15 protein-coding genes are annotated in these 14,672 nt (G+C 63.8%); 11 read left to right on the plus strand and 4 right to left on the minus strand.

What is annotated here, in order from left to right; translation table 11 throughout:
- Nucleotides 1-7 precede the first annotated feature (7 nt).
- A complete protein-coding gene (locus AC3D25_RS13365; RefSeq protein WP_488888853.1) occupies nucleotides 8-154 on the minus strand; it encodes a hypothetical protein in 147 nt (48 codons plus the stop codon).
- Nucleotides 155-186: 32 nt separating this feature from the next.
- Between AC3D25_RS13365 and AC3D25_RS13370 the strand changes: the two genes are divergently transcribed.
- Nucleotides 187-798 carry a glutathione S-transferase family protein gene (locus AC3D25_RS13370; RefSeq protein ID WP_488888854.1) on the plus strand — a complete coding sequence of 204 codons (612 nt, stop codon included), beginning with the start codon at nucleotides 187-189 and terminating at the stop codon, nucleotides 796-798.
- A 263-nt stretch (nucleotides 799-1,061) separates the two neighbouring features.
- Here the strand turns inward: AC3D25_RS13370 and AC3D25_RS13375 are convergent, their stop codons facing one another.
- The 3 genes from AC3D25_RS13375 to AC3D25_RS13385 all read right to left on the minus strand — a co-directional run bounded on the left by AC3D25_RS13375 (nucleotide 1,062) and on the right by AC3D25_RS13385 (nucleotide 3,506).
- Complete coding sequence (locus AC3D25_RS13375; RefSeq protein WP_488888855.1) at nucleotides 1,062-1,625, minus strand: TetR/AcrR family transcriptional regulator; 564 nt, start codon at nucleotides 1,623-1,625, stop codon at nucleotides 1,062-1,064.
- A gap of 224 nt (nucleotides 1,626-1,849) precedes the next feature.
- Nucleotides 1,850-2,986 carry a tRNA 2-thiouridine(34) synthase MnmA gene (gene mnmA, locus AC3D25_RS13380; RefSeq protein WP_488888856.1) on the minus strand — a complete coding sequence of 379 codons (1,137 nt, stop codon included), beginning with the start codon at nucleotides 2,984-2,986 and terminating at the stop codon, nucleotides 1,850-1,852.
- Nucleotides 2,987-3,029: 43 nt separating this feature from the next.
- Complete coding sequence (locus AC3D25_RS13385) at nucleotides 3,030-3,506, minus strand: NUDIX hydrolase (protein ID WP_488888857.1); 477 nt, start codon at nucleotides 3,504-3,506, stop codon at nucleotides 3,030-3,032.
- A gap of 197 nt (nucleotides 3,507-3,703) precedes the next feature.
- Here AC3D25_RS13385 and AC3D25_RS13390 point away from each other — a divergent pair, with 197 nt between their 5' ends.
- The 10 genes from AC3D25_RS13390 to ruvC all read left to right on the plus strand — a co-directional run bounded on the left by AC3D25_RS13390 (nucleotide 3,704) and on the right by ruvC (nucleotide 14,669).
- Entirely contained in the window at nucleotides 3,704-4,846 is a 1,143-nt protein-coding gene (locus tag AC3D25_RS13390; protein ID WP_488888858.1) for a Re/Si-specific NAD(P)(+) transhydrogenase subunit alpha, read from the plus strand.
- A gap of 9 nt (nucleotides 4,847-4,855) precedes the next feature.
- Nucleotides 4,856-5,182 (plus strand): NAD(P) transhydrogenase subunit alpha part 2, encoded by a 327-nt coding sequence (locus AC3D25_RS13395; protein WP_488888859.1) that lies wholly within the window; start codon nucleotides 4,856-4,858, stop codon nucleotides 5,180-5,182.
- Nucleotides 5,179-6,621 (plus strand): NAD(P)(+) transhydrogenase (Re/Si-specific) subunit beta, encoded by a 1,443-nt coding sequence (locus tag AC3D25_RS13400; RefSeq protein WP_488888860.1) that lies wholly within the window; start codon nucleotides 5,179-5,181, stop codon nucleotides 6,619-6,621. Before AC3D25_RS13395 ends, AC3D25_RS13400 begins: the two co-directional genes overlap by 4 nt.
- Nucleotides 6,622-6,776: 155 nt before the next feature.
- Entirely contained in the window at nucleotides 6,777-8,084 is a 1,308-nt protein-coding gene (locus AC3D25_RS13405; protein WP_488888861.1) for a THUMP domain-containing class I SAM-dependent RNA methyltransferase, read from the plus strand.
- An 83-nt stretch (nucleotides 8,085-8,167) separates the two neighbouring features.
- On the plus strand, nucleotides 8,168-9,571 hold the full coding sequence (locus tag AC3D25_RS13410) for an aminopeptidase P N-terminal domain-containing protein (RefSeq protein ID WP_488888862.1): 1,404 nt from the start codon (nucleotides 8,168-8,170) through the stop codon (nucleotides 9,569-9,571).
- On the plus strand, nucleotides 9,568-10,755 hold the full coding sequence (locus AC3D25_RS13415) for a UbiH/UbiF/VisC/COQ6 family ubiquinone biosynthesis hydroxylase (protein WP_488888863.1): 1,188 nt from the start codon (nucleotides 9,568-9,570) through the stop codon (nucleotides 10,753-10,755). Before AC3D25_RS13410 ends, AC3D25_RS13415 begins: the two co-directional genes overlap by 4 nt.
- A 210-nt stretch (nucleotides 10,756-10,965) precedes the next feature.
- On the plus strand, nucleotides 10,966-12,063 hold the full coding sequence (dusB, locus tag AC3D25_RS13420; RefSeq protein ID WP_488888864.1) for a tRNA dihydrouridine synthase DusB: 1,098 nt from the start codon (nucleotides 10,966-10,968) through the stop codon (nucleotides 12,061-12,063).
- Complete coding sequence (locus tag AC3D25_RS13425) at nucleotides 12,060-12,293, plus strand: Fis family transcriptional regulator (protein WP_488888865.1); 234 nt, start codon at nucleotides 12,060-12,062, stop codon at nucleotides 12,291-12,293. Before dusB ends, AC3D25_RS13425 begins: the two co-directional genes overlap by 4 nt.
- A 58-nt stretch (nucleotides 12,294-12,351) precedes the next feature.
- Nucleotides 12,352-13,917: a bifunctional phosphoribosylaminoimidazolecarboxamide formyltransferase/IMP cyclohydrolase gene (purH, locus tag AC3D25_RS13430; protein ID WP_488888866.1), complete on the plus strand. Its 1,566-nt coding sequence runs from the start codon at nucleotides 12,352-12,354 to the stop codon at nucleotides 13,915-13,917.
- Nucleotides 13,918-14,126: 209 nt separating this feature from the next.
- The gene (gene ruvC, locus AC3D25_RS13435; RefSeq protein WP_488888867.1) at nucleotides 14,127-14,669 is read left to right on the plus strand and encodes a crossover junction endodeoxyribonuclease RuvC; all 543 of its coding nucleotides are present in this window, start codon (nucleotides 14,127-14,129) and stop codon (nucleotides 14,667-14,669) included.
- Nucleotides 14,670-14,672 lie beyond the last annotated feature (3 nt).

The following is a 14,672-nucleotide window of genomic DNA, read 5'->3' on the forward strand; positions in this document are numbered from 1 at the left end:
TTCCCCGTTACGCCGATGCGGCGCGCTTGCCTAACACGGCATCGGCGCGTATTTCGCCGCGCCGCCGCGTTCGCGCGGCGTTGTCGCCGGGCGACAACGCCGCTATCTCGAAATCTTCGTCGCAAGGTTCGGGGCGGTTAAGATCAATCTCCAAGACCACTTCCGCTCTCCAGCCGCAAAACCAAGATGATGAAACTGATCGGTTCGCTCAGCAGCCCGTTTGTCCGCAAAACGCGGATCGTGATGGCGGAAAAGAAGATCGACTGCGAACTGGTGCTCGAAAACGTCTGGGCGCCCGATTCGAAAATCCACGCCTTCAACCCGCTCGGCAAGGTGCCATGCCTCGTGCTCGACGACGGCGAAGCGGTGTTCGATTCGCGCGTGATCTGCGAATTCGTCGATACGCTGACGCCGGTCGGCAAACTGTTGCCGCAGGAACGGCGCGAGCGCACGGAAGTGCGTTGCTGGGAAGCGCTCGCGGACGGCATGCTCGACGCCGCCGTGCTGATGCGCCTGGAAACCGTATTGCGCGAAGAGCCGCAGCGCAATGCCGCGTGGGTCGCGCGCCAGCAACTGAAGATCGACGACGGTTTGAAGGCGATGGCGAAAGGGCTTGCGGCCAAGCCGTGGTGCTCGGCGAATCACTTCACGCTCGCGGATATTGCGTGCGGTTGCACGCTTGGCTATCTCGATTTCCGCATGCCGGAACTCGACTGGCGTGATGCGCATCCGAATCTCGCGAAGCATTTCCAGCGTTTGTCGCAGCGGCAATCGTTTATCGATACGATGCCGGCTTGAGACAGCTCCCCAGTTAATCTACTCGTAGATAGATAATTGGCTTCCGGGATCACACTCAAATCATCGGCGTTTTTGGCCTTGAGAGGCACTGAAATCATGCGGCCTCCGGCTGTCGCCCAAATTCAGTGCATCCCGATCTAGAAATTCCGCGAAAATCGGACAAAATCTATCTACCTAGAGGTAGATTTTGAGACGGGTGAAAAATTCGAATTTCACCTTTGCTTGCCTTTGTCAAACTGGTGTTCAGAGACGGCTGATACGGTTCACTGCGTCCGTTTCACTCCCAGCGTGATTTCATCGAATCGGGTACGCGCGCCAAACAGCCGTACCGATAACAACGCGCCTTGCAACGCGGCGAACAGCGCGCGGGCCGCGCTATCGGGCTGCCCGTTGGCGATCAGCGTTTGCTGCGCCTCGCCCTCGGCCAGAACCTTCGCGAGCCACGACTCATTCGCCCGGAAATAGGCCTGGACCGCCTGGCGGACCGGTTCGGACAGCGAATCGAGATCGGCTGAAAGCATGCCGCACAGGCAGATCCGCTCGCCGCTATCCGCAATCCGGCCAAGCTGCCGCGCATAACGGTCGAGCTTTTTATCGGCGGTGGCGGAGCTATCGATTGCGTACACCGACGACAGCATTTCCGCGCTGTACGTGTTGACCGCTTCCAGCACGAGATCGTCCTTGGCGGGAAAGTAGTAGTGGATGCTCGACGTCTTGACGCCCACGAGCGTCGCCAGATCGCGATAGCTGAAGCCGTTATAGCCGCGCGTCATGAGGAGTGCCTGAGCGTGTTCCAGCAGTTGGTCGCGTACTGTGTTTTTATCCATGAGCGATGACCCGCAGTAAATTTCTAGCCACAACTTAACTTAACTTAACGAAGCTCCGTCCCGATATTTACCTACTCATAGGTAGACAGTCAAGGTTTGTCTGCGGATTCGTCTAAATCGTTGTATCAAAATAGGAATTCGCCGTCCGGAAAGAACCCGGCGCGCCGCGGATATCGAAAAAAAACGGGCCGAAGCCCGTTTTTGCACAACACGCCCGACGCCGATCACGCCACGGCGCGCGATTGCGACTCGGACTCCGGCTCCCGCGCCGTGAAAGCGCGCTCGATAATTCCGCCACCGAGACACACATCGCCCTGGTACAGCACCGCCGACTGGCCCGGCGTCACCGCCCATTGCGCTTCGTCGAAGCGCAGTTCGAAATGCCCTTCCTGCGTGGCCGAAGCGGCGAATGCACACGCCGCATCCGCCTGTCGATACCGCGTCTTCGCCCCGCACAGCGCGCCTTCCGAAGGCGTCGCGCCCGCCACCCAGCTCGTATTCCCCGCTTCCAGCACGGGCGCCAAAAGCCACGGATGGTCGTGTCCCTGCACGACGAAGAGCGTATTGCTCGCCATATCCTTTCCCGCGACGAACCACGGCTCGCCGCTGCCTTCCTTCGCGCCGCCCAGCCCGATGCCCTTCCTCTGGCCGAACGTATAGAACGCAAGCCCGATATGCTCGCCGACGATCTTCCCGTCCGGCGTCTTCATCGGACCGGGCTGGGTCGGCAGGTAACGGTTCAGGAATTCGCGGAACGGCCGCTCGCCGATAAAACAGATTCCCGTCGAATCCTTTTTCTTCGCGTTCGGCAAACCGATCTGCGCGGCGATCTCGCGCACTTTCGTCTTCGGCATTTCACCGAGCGGAAAAAGCGTCTTCGACAACTGCTGCTGATTGAGCCGATGCAGAAAATACGATTGATCCTTCGTGTGATCGGTCGCTTTGAGCAACTGGAACAGGCCGTCCTGCTCGCGCACGCGCGCGTAATGGCCTGTGGCAATGGTTTGGGCGCCGAGCGACATGGCGTGGTCGAGGAACGCCTTGAACTTGATTTCCGCGTTGCAGAGCACGTCCGGATTCGGCGTGCGGCCGGCCGAATACTCGCGCAGGAACTCCGCGAACACGCGGTCCTTGTATTCCGAGGCGAAGTTGACCGCTTCCACGTCGATGCCGATCAGATCCGCCACCGACACCACGTCGATCCAGTCCTGCCGCGTCGAGCAGTATTCGCCGTCGTCGTCGTCTTCCCAGTTCTTCATGAAAAGGCCGACCACGTCGTAGCCCTGCTCCTTGAGCAGCCACGCCGTCACCGACGAATCCACGCCGCCCGACATGCCCACCACGACTTTTTGCTTGCTCATGTTGCTACCGTTTGCTTAAGTCGCGGCGCGCCCTGACGAAGATCTAGGCTCGCGCGGGCGCGACGGAATGTGTATGAATGAAATCGAGTGGCACGCGCCGCCCGGCGAGATAATCGTCCACGCATTGCTGGACGAGCGCCGTACGATGCCGGTGCGCGCAGGCGCGCAGTTCGTCGGCGGTGAGCCACATGGCGCGGACGATGCCGTGATCGAGCGGCCGGTCCAGCGCCTCGCCCGCCACGCCGCAAAACGTGAAGCGCAAATACGTGACGTCGCGGCCCGGCCGTTCGAAATGCGTCATGTACGTGCCGACCAGCGCCTCTGGCTCGAAACGGTGCGCCGTTTCTTCCAGCGTCTCGCGGATCACCGCCTCGACGAGCGTCTCGCCCGCCTCCAGATGCCCCGCTGGCTGGTTGATGCGCAACCCGGCCGACGTGTGTTCTTCTATCACGAGAAAGCGCCCTTCGCGCTCGACGATGGCCGCCACCGTGACGTGCGGTGCCCAATGGTCTGGTTTCATGGATCGTTATTTTACCGTTTTGCGGGTTTCCACGCGTGACTCCGTAGTTTCACTGAGTACGGGTGGGATCGCAGCAAATTGCGCACCTTCTTCGGTTACAGTGGCGAAACGCGGTTTCTTGCATCTGATATATCTCGGAAGTCGGTGCGTATTCCTCCGACTTTTGGCAAAGAATTAAAAACGTCAGGAGGATGGAAATGCACATCGGAGTGCCCGCCGAGACGCGGGCGAACGAGGCGCGCGTCGCCGCCACACCGGAAACGGTCAAGAAGCTCGTGTCGCAAGGTCACCGGGTTACGGTGCAGCGCGGCGCGGGCGGTCCCGCAAGCTATATAGACGACGCCTTCGCCGCTTCCGGCGCGGAACTCGTCGATGCGGGCACTGCGTTCGCCGCCGATCTGATTCTCAAGGTGCATTCACCGAACGACACCGAACTCGCGCAGATCAAGCGCGGCGCGGTGATCGCGGGAATGCTCGATCCCTTCAATACGGAGAACACCGCGCGGCTCGCCGCCGCGGGCGTCACCGCGTTCGCACTCGAAGCCGCACCGCGCACGACGCGCGCGCAGAGCCTCGACGTGTTGTCGTCGCAGGCGAACATCGCCGGCTACAAGGCCGTGCTGGTCGCCGCGAACCTGTATCAGCGCTTCATGCCGATGCTGATGACCGCCGCCGGCACCGTGAAAGCCGCGCGCGTGCTGATTCTCGGCGCGGGCGTCGCGGGGCTGCAGGCGATCGCCACGGCCAAGCGGCTCGGCGCGGTGATCGAGGCGTCGGACGTGCGGCCCGCCGTGAAAGAGCAGATCGAATCGCTCGGCGGCAAGTTCGTCGATGTGCCGTTCGAGACGGACGAGGAACGCGAAGCGGCGGTGGGCGTGGGCGGTTACGCCCGGCCGATGCCGCCGAGCTGGCTCGCGCGGCAATCGGCGCAGGTTCACGAGCGCGCGAAACTCGCCGATATCGTGATCGCGACCGCGCTGATTCCCGGCCGTCCCGCGCCCACGCTGATTTCGGTCGAAACCGTGCAGCAGATGAAGCCCGGCTCGGTGATCGTCGATCTGGCCGCCGGACGCGGCGCGGAATTCGAAGGCCGGCGCGGCGGCAATTGCCCGCTGACCGAGACCGATCAGGTCGTGACCAAACACGGCGTGCATCTGGTCGGCTACACGAATCTCGCCTCGATGGTCGCTGCCGACGCGTCCGCGCTCTATGCACGCAACCTGCTCGACTTCGTGAAGCTGATCGTCACGAACGAAGGCACGCTCAATATCGATCTCGCGGACGACATCGTCGCGGCCACGCTTCTGTGCCGCGACGGTCAGGTCACGCGGGCCGCCTGAGGAGACATCATGGAACTCGTCAATCACACGGTCATTAACCTGATCATTTTCGTGCTCGCGATCTACGTGGGCTATCACGTCGTCTGGAACGTCACGCCCGCGCTGCACACGCCGCTGATGGCCGTGACCAACGCGATTTCGGCGATCGTCATCGTCGGCGCGATGCTTGCAGCGGGCCTGACGGTCGGCGGCGCGGGCAAGTTCTTCGGCACGGTCGCAGTCGCGCTCGCGGCGGTGAACGTGTTCGGCGGCTTTCTCGTCACGCGGCGCATGCTCGAAATGTTCAAGAAGAAAGAGCCGAAGAAAATTGCCGTGGACAAGGAGGCAACGCGATGAGCCTCAATGTCGTCACGCTGCTGTACCTCGTCGCCTCGGTGTGCTTCATTCAGGCACTGAAAGGCTTGTCCAATCCTAAAACCGCGCGCATCGGCAACACGTTCGGCATGACCGGCATGGCGATCGCCATCCTCACGACCATCGCGCTGATCGTGAAGCAGGCGTCGTATCTCGGCTCGAATCTCGGCCTTGGGCTCGGGCTTTTGTTCGCCGCGCTGATTATCGGCGGCGGGATCGGCGCGTATGTCGCGGCGAAGGTCGAGATGACCAAGATGCCGGAACTCGTCGCCGCGATGCACTCGCTGATCGGTCTGGCGGCGGTCTGCATCGCGTATGCGGTGGTCGCCGAGCCGTCCGCGTTCGGCCTCGCCGCGCTCGGCGAACCGATTCCGTACGGCAACCGCGTCGAGTTGTTCATCGGCACGTTCGTCGGGGCGATCACGTTCTCCGGTTCCGTGATCGCGTTCGGCAAGCTCTCGGGCAAGTACAAGTTCCGCCTGTTCAAGGGCGCGCCGGTCGTGTATCCGGGCCAGCACATGATCAACCTGCTGCTCGCCATCGCGATGGTCGGCTTCGGCGTGATCTTCATGCTGACGCAGTCGTGGCTGCCGTTCGTCGCGATGACGCTGATCGCGTTCGCGCTCGGCGTGCTGATCATCATCCCGATCGGCGGCGCGGACATGCCGGTGGTCGTGTCGATGCTCAACTCGTACTCGGGCTGGGCGGCGGCGGGCATCGGCTTCTCGCTGAACAATCCGATGCTGATCATCGCCGGGTCGCTGGTCGGTTCGTCGGGCGCGATCCTGTCGTACATCATGTGCCGCGCGATGAACCGGTCGTTCTTCAACGTGCTGCTCGGCGGCTTCGGCAACGAAGGCGGATCGGCGGCGGCGGGCGGCGCGACGGAGCAGCGTCCGGTGAAGTCCGGTTCCGCCGACGACGCCGCGTTCATGCTCGGCAACGCGGAAACCGTTGTGATCGTGCCGGGATACGGGCTGGCGGTCGCCCGCGCGCAGCACGCGCTGAAGGAACTCACCGACAAGCTGGTGGAAAAGGGCATCGACGTGCGTTACGCGATCCACCCGGTGGCCGGGCGGATGCCGGGGCACATGAACGTGCTGCTGGCCGAAGCGGAGGTGCCGTATGAACTCGTCCACGAGATGGAGGATATCAACGGCGAGTTCGGACAGACCGACGTGGTGCTGGTGCTGGGCGCGAACGACGTGGTGAATCCGGCGGCGAAAACCGATCCGAAATCGGTGATCGCGGGGATGCCGATTCTGGAAGCTTATAAGGCGCGGACGATTATCGTGAATAAACGCTCGATGGCGGCGGGTTATGCCGGGCTGGATAACGAGCTGTTTTATATGGATAAGACGATGATGGTTTTCGGGGACGCGAAGAAGGTGGTGGAGGATATGGTGAAGGCGGTGGAGTGAAACCGCCATGATTTGACCAGTGCCAGCGGCCCGCCGGAAGCGGGCCGCTGGCATTTTGCGTAACCGGAATCCCGTCGCGGGCGCATCGCGAGAATCGCCACACCCGCCCCCCGCGTACAATGTCGCCTTCACAGAACCTCTCCCCGCACCCACCCATGGCCCCTTCCCTCTTCGACTGGTTTGTCCCCTGCCCGCGCGGTCTCGAGGCGCCGCTTGCGGCTGAACTCGCCGAAATCGGGCAGCGCCATCTCAACGGCGCCGCGTTCAAACCGGGCGCGCAAGTCCCCGGCGGTGTGCATTTTCGCGGCGGCTGGGCGGCCGGCATGGCGGCGAACCTGCATTCGCGTATCGCGAGCCGCGTGCTGCTGAAGATCGCGCAAGGCGCGTATCGCAATGAAACCGACATCTACGAACTCGCCTACCAGCAGCAATGGGAACAGTGGTTCACGTCGAACCAGACGATGCGCGTCGATATCACCGCGATCAAATCGCCGCTGCGCAGCCTCGAATTCGCGACCCTACGCGTGAAGGACGCGGTCTGCGACCGTCTGCGCGAACTGAGCGGCTCGCGGCCGAGCATCGATACCGCGCAACCCGACGTGCGCGTCTTCGCGTTCCTGACCATCAACGAATGCACGCTCTATCTCGATACCTCCGGCGATCCGCTCTTCAAGCGCGGCTGGCGTCTCGATAAAGGCGCGGCCCCGCTGCGCGAAAATCTCGCGGCGGGCATTCTGCGCCTGACCGGCTGGACGCCCGGCACGCCGCTTTACGATCCGATGTGCGGCAGCGGCACGTTTTTAGCCGAAGCGGCGCAGGTCGCGCTGAACGTCGCGCCGGGCGTCGAGCGCCGGTTCGGCTTCGAAAAGCTGAAGCAATACGACGTCAACGCGTGGCAAAAGCTGAAAGTCGCGGCCGTCGATGCAAAACGCGCCGCCGCGGCATCGCGCGCCGACTTGCAGATTTTCGGCAGCGACATCTCCGGCGACATGCTCGATAAAGCGCGCGCCAACATGTCGCGCGCCGGGCTGCCGCCCCAAGCGCTTAAACAGGTCGATGCCCGCAACATGGTCCCGCCCACCGACGCGCCCGGCATCCTGGTCGCGAATCCGCCGTATGGCGAGCGGATCGAAGTGCGCGGGCGTGGTCCGCGCGGCGAAATTCGCGAAACGAGCCGCACGCGCGGCCGCGACGAGGACGAAGAAGCGTTCCTGCGCGCCCAGCCCGATCCGGCCGATCAGGAATTCTTCATCTCGTTCGGCAATGCGCTCAAGCAGCGCTTTCCCGGCTGGAGCGCCTACGTGCTGACCTCCGACCGCAAACTGCCCGGCATGATGCGGCTGCGCGAATCGACGAAAACGCCGCTCTTTAACGGCGCGCTCGAATGCCGCCTGTTCCGCTTCGACCTGATCGCGGGCAGCGTGCGCAATCGTCCGGCACCGCAGGAAAGCGCGCCGGAATAACGCGGCGCGGCGCGTCTGCCGAGGCATTCGCCGCGGCATTCGACAAGGCATCGCGATTCGTAGGCGGGCGCTACAATCGCTTCATGAACGCCTCCAACGAACTCGCCCATTCCGTCGACGCTTGCCCCTTCCGTGCCCGCCGCGAACGTGTCCTCGCGGCGTTGCGCGCGACGGGCGGCGGCGTCGCCATCGTGCAGACCGCGCGTGAAGTCGCCCGCAATCGCGACGCCGACTATCCGTTCCGCCACGACAGCTACTTCTATTACCTCACCGGTTTCACCGAACCCGAAGCCACGCTCGTGCTCGACGCCAGCGCCGATATCGCGCATGGCGAGCCGGCATCGACGCTCTTTTGCCGCGAGAAAAACGTCGAACGCGAAACGTGGGAAGGTTTCCGCTTCGGCCCGGAAGGCGCGCGCGCCGCGTTCGACTTCGACGCCGCGTTCGCAATCGACGTGATCGATACCGAACTGCCGCGCATGATCGCGGATTCGCCCGCGCTGCATTACGCGCTCGCCAGTAGCGCCGAACTCGACGAAAAAGTGCGCGGCTGGATCGACGCGGTGCGCGCGCAAAGCCGCAGCGGCATTGCAGCGCCCGCGTCGATGCACGACATCACGCCGCTCCTCGACGAAATGCGGCTCGTGAAGGACGAACACGAACTCGCCGTCATGCGGCGCGCGGGATCGATTTCCGCCGAAGCGCACCGCCGCGCGATGCGCGCAACGCGGCCCGGCATGCGCGAATACGAAATCGAAGCGGAATTGCTCTACACCCTCCGCCGGCGCGGCGCGCAGGCGCCCGCGTATGGATCGATCGTGGCGGCGGGCGCGAACGCCTGCGTGCTGCACTATCCGGCGGGCAACGCGATCGCGCAGGAAGGCGACCTGATCCTGATCGACGCGGCGTGCGAACTGGACGGCTACGCGTCCGACATCACGCGCACGTATCCGGCGAGCGGCCGGTTCACGGCGGCGCAGCGCGAGATTTACGACATCGTGCTCGCCGCGCAATACGCAGCCGTCGACGCGACCTGCGCCGGCGTGAGTTTCGACGCGCCGCATCAGGCCGCCGTGCGCGTGCTGTCGCAAGGCCTCCTCGACACCGGCATCCTCGACCGGACCCAATTCGCGAGCGTCGACGATGTGATCGCCGAACGCGCGTATCAGCGTTTCTACATGCACCGGACGGGCCACTGGCTCGGCATGGATGTCCACGACGCAGGCGATTATCGCGACCACGCGGGCGCGCTCGACGATCAAGGCGCGCGTCCGTGGCGCACGCTCGTCGCCGGCATGACGCTCACCATCGAGCCGGGACTGTACATCCGCGCCGCCGACGACGTGCCGGAGCGCTACTGGAATATCGGCATCCGGATCGAGGACGACGCCATCGTCACCGCGACCGGCTGCGAGCTGATGACGCGCGACGTGCCCGTCGACGCCGACGAAATCGAAGCGCTGATGCGCGACACGAACCGACTATGACGACCGAAGCCATCGCAGCCCCATCCCATTTCGATTTCGATATCGCCATCGTCGGCGCGGGGCCGGTCGGGCTCGCGCTCGCGGGCTGGCTCGCGAGCCGGAGCGTGACGCAGCGGCTGTCGGTCGCGCTGATCGACGCGCGCACGCCGGAAGCCGCGTCCGCCGATCCGCGCTCGCTCGCGTTGTCGCACGGCAGCCGCGTGCTGCTGGAATCGCTCGCCTTTCCCGCCGACGCCACGCCGATCAAGCGCATTCACGTTTCGCAACGCGGCCGCTTTGGCCGGACGCTGATCGATCACGACGAGCACAACTTGCCCGCGCTCGGTTACGTGGTGCGCTACGGTTCGCTGGTCAGCGCGCTCGCGGACGCGGTGCGGGCGCGGCGGATCGAATGGCTCACCGGCACGACCGCGCTCGCGCCGCTCAAAGATGGCGACGGCGTGACACTGCCACTGCGCTCGGCCGCCGGCGAGCGCACGATCCGCGTGCGTCTGCTCGTGAACGCGGAAGGCGGCCTGTACACGGAGACCGATCCCGCCAAGAACACGCGCGATTACGGCCAGACCGCGCTGATCGGCACGGTGAGCGCGAGCGCGCCGCAGCCGAACGTTGCGTGGGAGCGCTTCACGCGCGAAGGACCGATCGCACTTTTGCCGTGCGGCGGTCCGCGTCATGCCGATCTTTCGCTGGTGTGGTGCTGCACGCCCGAGGAAGCCACGCGACGCAATCAACTCGACGACGCCGCCTTCCTCGCCGAACTCGGCGCGGCGTTCGGCGAACGCATGGGCCGCTTCACCGCGATCCGCGGACGCGCCGCCTTTCCGCTCGGCCTGAACGCGCTGCATGCGCTGGTCGACGGGCGGACGGTCGCTATTGGCAATGCCGCGCAGACGCTGCATCCGGTGGCGGGGCAAGGGCTGAACCTTGGCCTGCGCGACGCGCACGCGCTGGTCGACGCGCTCTCGCAGTACGGCGCCAACCCGCTCGCGCTCGCCCGTTTCGCCGAGCGGCGCGCGCTCGACCGGCGTCTGACGATCACCGCGACCGATACGCTCGCGCGCGCGTTCACGGTCGATTTTCCGCCGCTCGCCGCGTTGCGCGGGCTGGCGCTGACCGCGCTCGAATTCGTGCCGCCGGTGAAGACGGCGCTCGCGCGCCAGATGATGTTTGGTCAGCGTCGCTAAACAGCTTTCCCCGTCGCGCTCGCAGCGGGATAAGTGGCGAAAGATGCCGACTTATCCTCTATGACCGCGCCGGGTTTCATAGAAGATTTAAAGACTTGGCATCAGATTGCACTTAATTTCAGCACGCGCTTCGCGGTAAAATACGCGTTTTCCTCCAGCGTTTTCGCGAGCCGCGCCGAATCTGCCGCGCGGGTTGCCGCCCTTCTTTCCATGTCCATCGCCACGCCCGTCATCGGGCCTCATGTTCTGCGCAACAACCTGTTCGTCGCTCCGATGGCAGGCGTGACCGACCGTCCGTTCCGCCAGTTGTGCAAACGGATGGGCGCGGGTTACGCCGTCTCCGAAATGGTGGCGTCGAACGCGCAACTCTGGAAAAGCGAGAAGACCCTGCGCCGCGCGAACCACGCAGGCGAGGTCGAGCCGATTTCCGTGCAGATCGCGGGCGCGGATCCGCAGATGCTCGCCGAAGCTGCCCGACACAACGTCGCGAACGGCGCGCAGATCATCGATATCAACATGGGTTGTCCGGCGAAAAAGGTCTGCAATGTCGCGGCGGGTTCCGCGCTGCTGCAGAACGAAGCGCTGGTGCAGCGCATCGTCGAAGCCGTGGTGCAGGCGGTCGGCGTCGGACCGGACGCGGTGCCGGTCACGCTCAAGATCCGCACGGGCTGGGATCGCGAGAACAAGAATGCGCTGAACATTGCGCGGATCGCCGAGGAAGCGGGCATTTCCATGCTGACCGTGCATGGCCGCACGCGCGCCGACTTGTACAAAGGCGACGCGGAATACGAAACCATCGCGGCGGTGAAGGCCGCCGTGCGCATTCCCGTGGTGGCGAACGGCGACATCGCCACGCCCGAGAAAGCGCGTCATGTGCTGGCCGTCACGGGCGCGGACGCGATCATGATCGGCCGGGCCGCGCAGGGCCGTCCGTGGCTGTTTCGCGAGATCGAGCACTTCCTTCTGACGGGCGAGCGGATGGAAGCGCCGCGAATCGACGAAATCCAGCAGGTGATGAATCACCACCTCGAAGATCACTATGATTTTTATGGCGAATTCACCGGCGTGCGTACTGCGCGCAAGCACATCGGCTGGTACACTCGCGGCCTTTCTGGCGCCAATACGTTCAGACATCGGATGAACACGCTGGATACCACACGAGAGCAACTGCTCGCCGTCAACGAATTTTTCGACGCACAAAAGGCGCTGTCCGACCGTCTCGTCTATGTAGACGAAACCGGGGAGTCGGACAGCACGGCCGAAGAATCCTGCGACGGGCAAAACAACACAGACCGACTAGCCGCATGAGCAGACATAACATTGAACAATGTGTCCGCCAGAGCTTGGACAGCTATTTCCAGGACCTGGACGGATCCAATCCGCACGACGTGTACGACATGGTTATTTCGTGTGTCGAAAAGCCGATGCTCGAAGTGGTGCTCGAACGGGCGGGCGGCAATCAGTCGCTGGCCGCCGAATACCTCGGCATCAACCGCAACACGCTGCGCAAGAAGCTGCAACAGCACGGATTGATTTGATTCTCCGGACCGTCGCGACGGTCAACCGCATTCTTACTTCGGCTCCTTCGTCTTCACCATGATCAAGCAAGCGCTCATCTCCGTTTCCGACAAGTCGGGCATCGTCGACTTCGCGAAATCGCTGTCTGAACTCGGCGTCAAGATTCTCTCGACCGGCGGCACGGCGAAACTGCTCGCCGACGCGGGCCTCGCCGTCACCGAAGTCGCCGATTACACCGGCTTCCCGGAAATGCTCGATGGCCGCGTGAAAACGCTGCATCCGAAGGTTCACGGCGGCATTCTCGCGCGCCGCGATCTGCCGGCGCACATGAGCGCGCTCGCCGAACACGACATTCCGACCATCGATCTCCTGGTCGTGAATCTCTACCCGTTCGTCGAAACCGTCGCGAAGGAAGAATGCTCGCTGGAAGACGCGATCGAGAATATCGATATCGGCGGCCCGACGATGCTGCGTTCGGCGGCGAAGAATCATCGCGACGTGACCGTGATCGTCGATCCCGCCGATTACGCGACCGTGCTGGATGAAATGCGCGCGAACGGCAACGCGGTCGGCTATCCGACCAACTTCCGCCTCGCGACCAAAGTGTTCGCGCACACCGCGCAATACGACGGCGCGATCACGAACTACCTGACGAGCCTCACCGACGAACTCAAGCACGCGAGTCGCAATACGTATCCGTCCACCTTCAACCTCGCGTTCACGAAGGTTCAGGACCTGCGCTACGGCGAAAATCCGCACCAGAGCGCCGCGTTTTATCGCGATCTGAGCTCGCCCGCCGGCGCGCTCGCGAACTACACGCAGTTGCAAGGGAAGGAGCTGTCGTACAACAACATCGCCGATTCCGACGCGGCGTGGGAATGCGTGAAGACCTTCGACGTGCCGGCCTGCGTCATCATCAAGCACGCGAATCCGTGCGGCGTCGCGATCGGCGCGAACGCGCTCGAAGCGTACTCGAAGGCGTTCCAGACCGATCCGACCTCGGCGTTCGGCGGCATCATCGCGTTCAACGGCGAAGTGGACGAAGCGGCGGCGCAGGCGGTGGCGAAGCAATTCGTCGAAGTGCTGATCGCCCCTTCGTTCAGCGACGCCGCGAAGCAGGTTTTCGCCGCGAAGCAGAACGTGCGCCTCTTGCAAATCGCGCTCGGCGACGGTCATAACGCGTTCGATATCAAGCGCGTCGGCGGCGGCCTGCTCGTGCAATCGCTCGATTCGAAGAACGTTCAGCCGGACGAATTGCGCGTCGTGACGAAACGTCATCCGACGCCGAAGGAAATGGAGGATCTCCTGTTCGCGTGGCGCGTCGCCAAATTCGTGAAGTCGAACGCCATCGTGTTCTGCGCGGGCGGCATGACGCTCGGCGTGGGCGCGGGCCAGATGAGCCGCGTCGATTCCGCGCGCATCGCGAGCATCAAGGCGCAGAACGCGGGCTTGACGCTTGCCGGATCGGCGGTGGCATCGGACGCGTTCTTCCCGTTCCGCGACGGCCTCGATGTCGTCGTGAACGCGGGCGCGACCTGCGTGATCCAGCCGGGCGGCTCGATGCGCGACGACGAAGTGGTCGCCGCCGCCGACGAGCACAACGTCGCGATGGTCCTCACCGGCACGCGCCATTTCCGGCACTAAGATTCAATCTCGGTGCGCGTTCGGCGTGAAAACCCCGAACGCGCACCGGCAGCACTCTCCTCCTCCGCGCTTTCGCGCAACACGCGTTTCCCCGCCGATCCGAAGTAAGATGCAAAGGCCGCGCCGTTGGTCAGCGCCGTTAGCGCGCGCCATGGTCGCGTAATGACGCGCGGCCGAATCCCCCGAGCGTCCGTTACGAACCGAATCCAATGAGAATCCTAGGCATCGACCCCGGCCTGCGCGTGACCGGTTTCGGCGTGATCGAGAAGACCGGACACACGCTGACGTATGTCACGAGCGGCGTCATCAAAACCGCCGATGCGGATCTTCCGTCACGCCTCAACACCATCTTCGAAGGCATTTCGACGCTGGTCAAACAGCACAATCCCGACCAGTCGGCGATCGAAAAAGTGTTCGTCAACGTGAATCCGCAATCGACGCTGCTACTAGGTCAGGCGCGCGGCGCGGCCATTTGCGGACTCGTCGCGAACGGCGTGCCGGTCGCGGAATACACGGCGCTGCAGTTGAAACAGGCGGTGGTCGGCTACGGGCGCGCGACCAAGGAGCAAATGCAGCAGATGGTGGTGCGATTGCTCGCGCTGTCGGGCGTGCCGAGCACCGACGCCGCCGACGCCCTCGGCATGGCGATCTGCCACGCGCACGGCGGCGGCGCGCTCGCCATGCTCGGCGGCATTGCGCCGTCGCTCGCCAAAAAGGGCTTGCGCGTGCGGCGCGGGCGGCTGATCGGCTGAATC

The organism is Caballeronia sp. SL1002 (genome assembly GCF_057814995.1).

What these genes read in the sequence shown, in the direction of transcription:
- AC3D25_RS13425 (WP_488888865.1), top strand. Translation starts at nt 12,060, where the DNA reads ATGAGCAGACATAACATTGAACAATGTGTCCGCCAGAGCTTGGACAGC.
- AC3D25_RS13375 (WP_488888855.1), bottom strand. Translation starts at nt 1,625, where the DNA reads ATGGATAAAAACACAGTACGCGACCAACTGCTGGAACACGCTCAGGCA.
- AC3D25_RS13405 (WP_488888861.1), top strand. Translation starts at nt 6,777, where the DNA reads ATGGCCCCTTCCCTCTTCGACTGGTTTGTCCCCTGCCCGCGCGGTCTC.
- AC3D25_RS13370 (WP_488888854.1), top strand. Translation starts at nt 187, where the DNA reads ATGATGAAACTGATCGGTTCGCTCAGCAGCCCGTTTGTCCGCAAAACG.
- AC3D25_RS13400 (WP_488888860.1), top strand. Translation starts at nt 5,179, where the DNA reads ATGAGCCTCAATGTCGTCACGCTGCTGTACCTCGTCGCCTCGGTGTGC.
- ruvC (WP_488888867.1), top strand. Translation starts at nt 14,127, where the DNA reads ATGAGAATCCTAGGCATCGACCCCGGCCTGCGCGTGACCGGTTTCGGC.
- mnmA (WP_488888856.1), bottom strand. Translation starts at nt 2,986, where the DNA reads ATGAGCAAGCAAAAAGTCGTGGTGGGCATGTCGGGCGGCGTGGATTCG.
- AC3D25_RS13415 (WP_488888863.1), top strand. Translation starts at nt 9,568, where the DNA reads ATGACGACCGAAGCCATCGCAGCCCCATCCCATTTCGATTTCGATATC.
- AC3D25_RS13410 (WP_488888862.1), top strand. Translation starts at nt 8,168, where the DNA reads ATGAACGCCTCCAACGAACTCGCCCATTCCGTCGACGCTTGCCCCTTC.
- AC3D25_RS13385 (WP_488888857.1), bottom strand. Translation starts at nt 3,506, where the DNA reads ATGAAACCAGACCATTGGGCACCGCACGTCACGGTGGCGGCCATCGTC.
- purH (WP_488888866.1), top strand. Translation starts at nt 12,352, where the DNA reads ATGATCAAGCAAGCGCTCATCTCCGTTTCCGACAAGTCGGGCATCGTC.
- AC3D25_RS13395 (WP_488888859.1), top strand. Translation starts at nt 4,856, where the DNA reads ATGGAACTCGTCAATCACACGGTCATTAACCTGATCATTTTCGTGCTC.
- dusB (WP_488888864.1), top strand. Translation starts at nt 10,966, where the DNA reads ATGTCCATCGCCACGCCCGTCATCGGGCCTCATGTTCTGCGCAACAAC.
- AC3D25_RS13390 (WP_488888858.1), top strand. Translation starts at nt 3,704, where the DNA reads ATGCACATCGGAGTGCCCGCCGAGACGCGGGCGAACGAGGCGCGCGTC.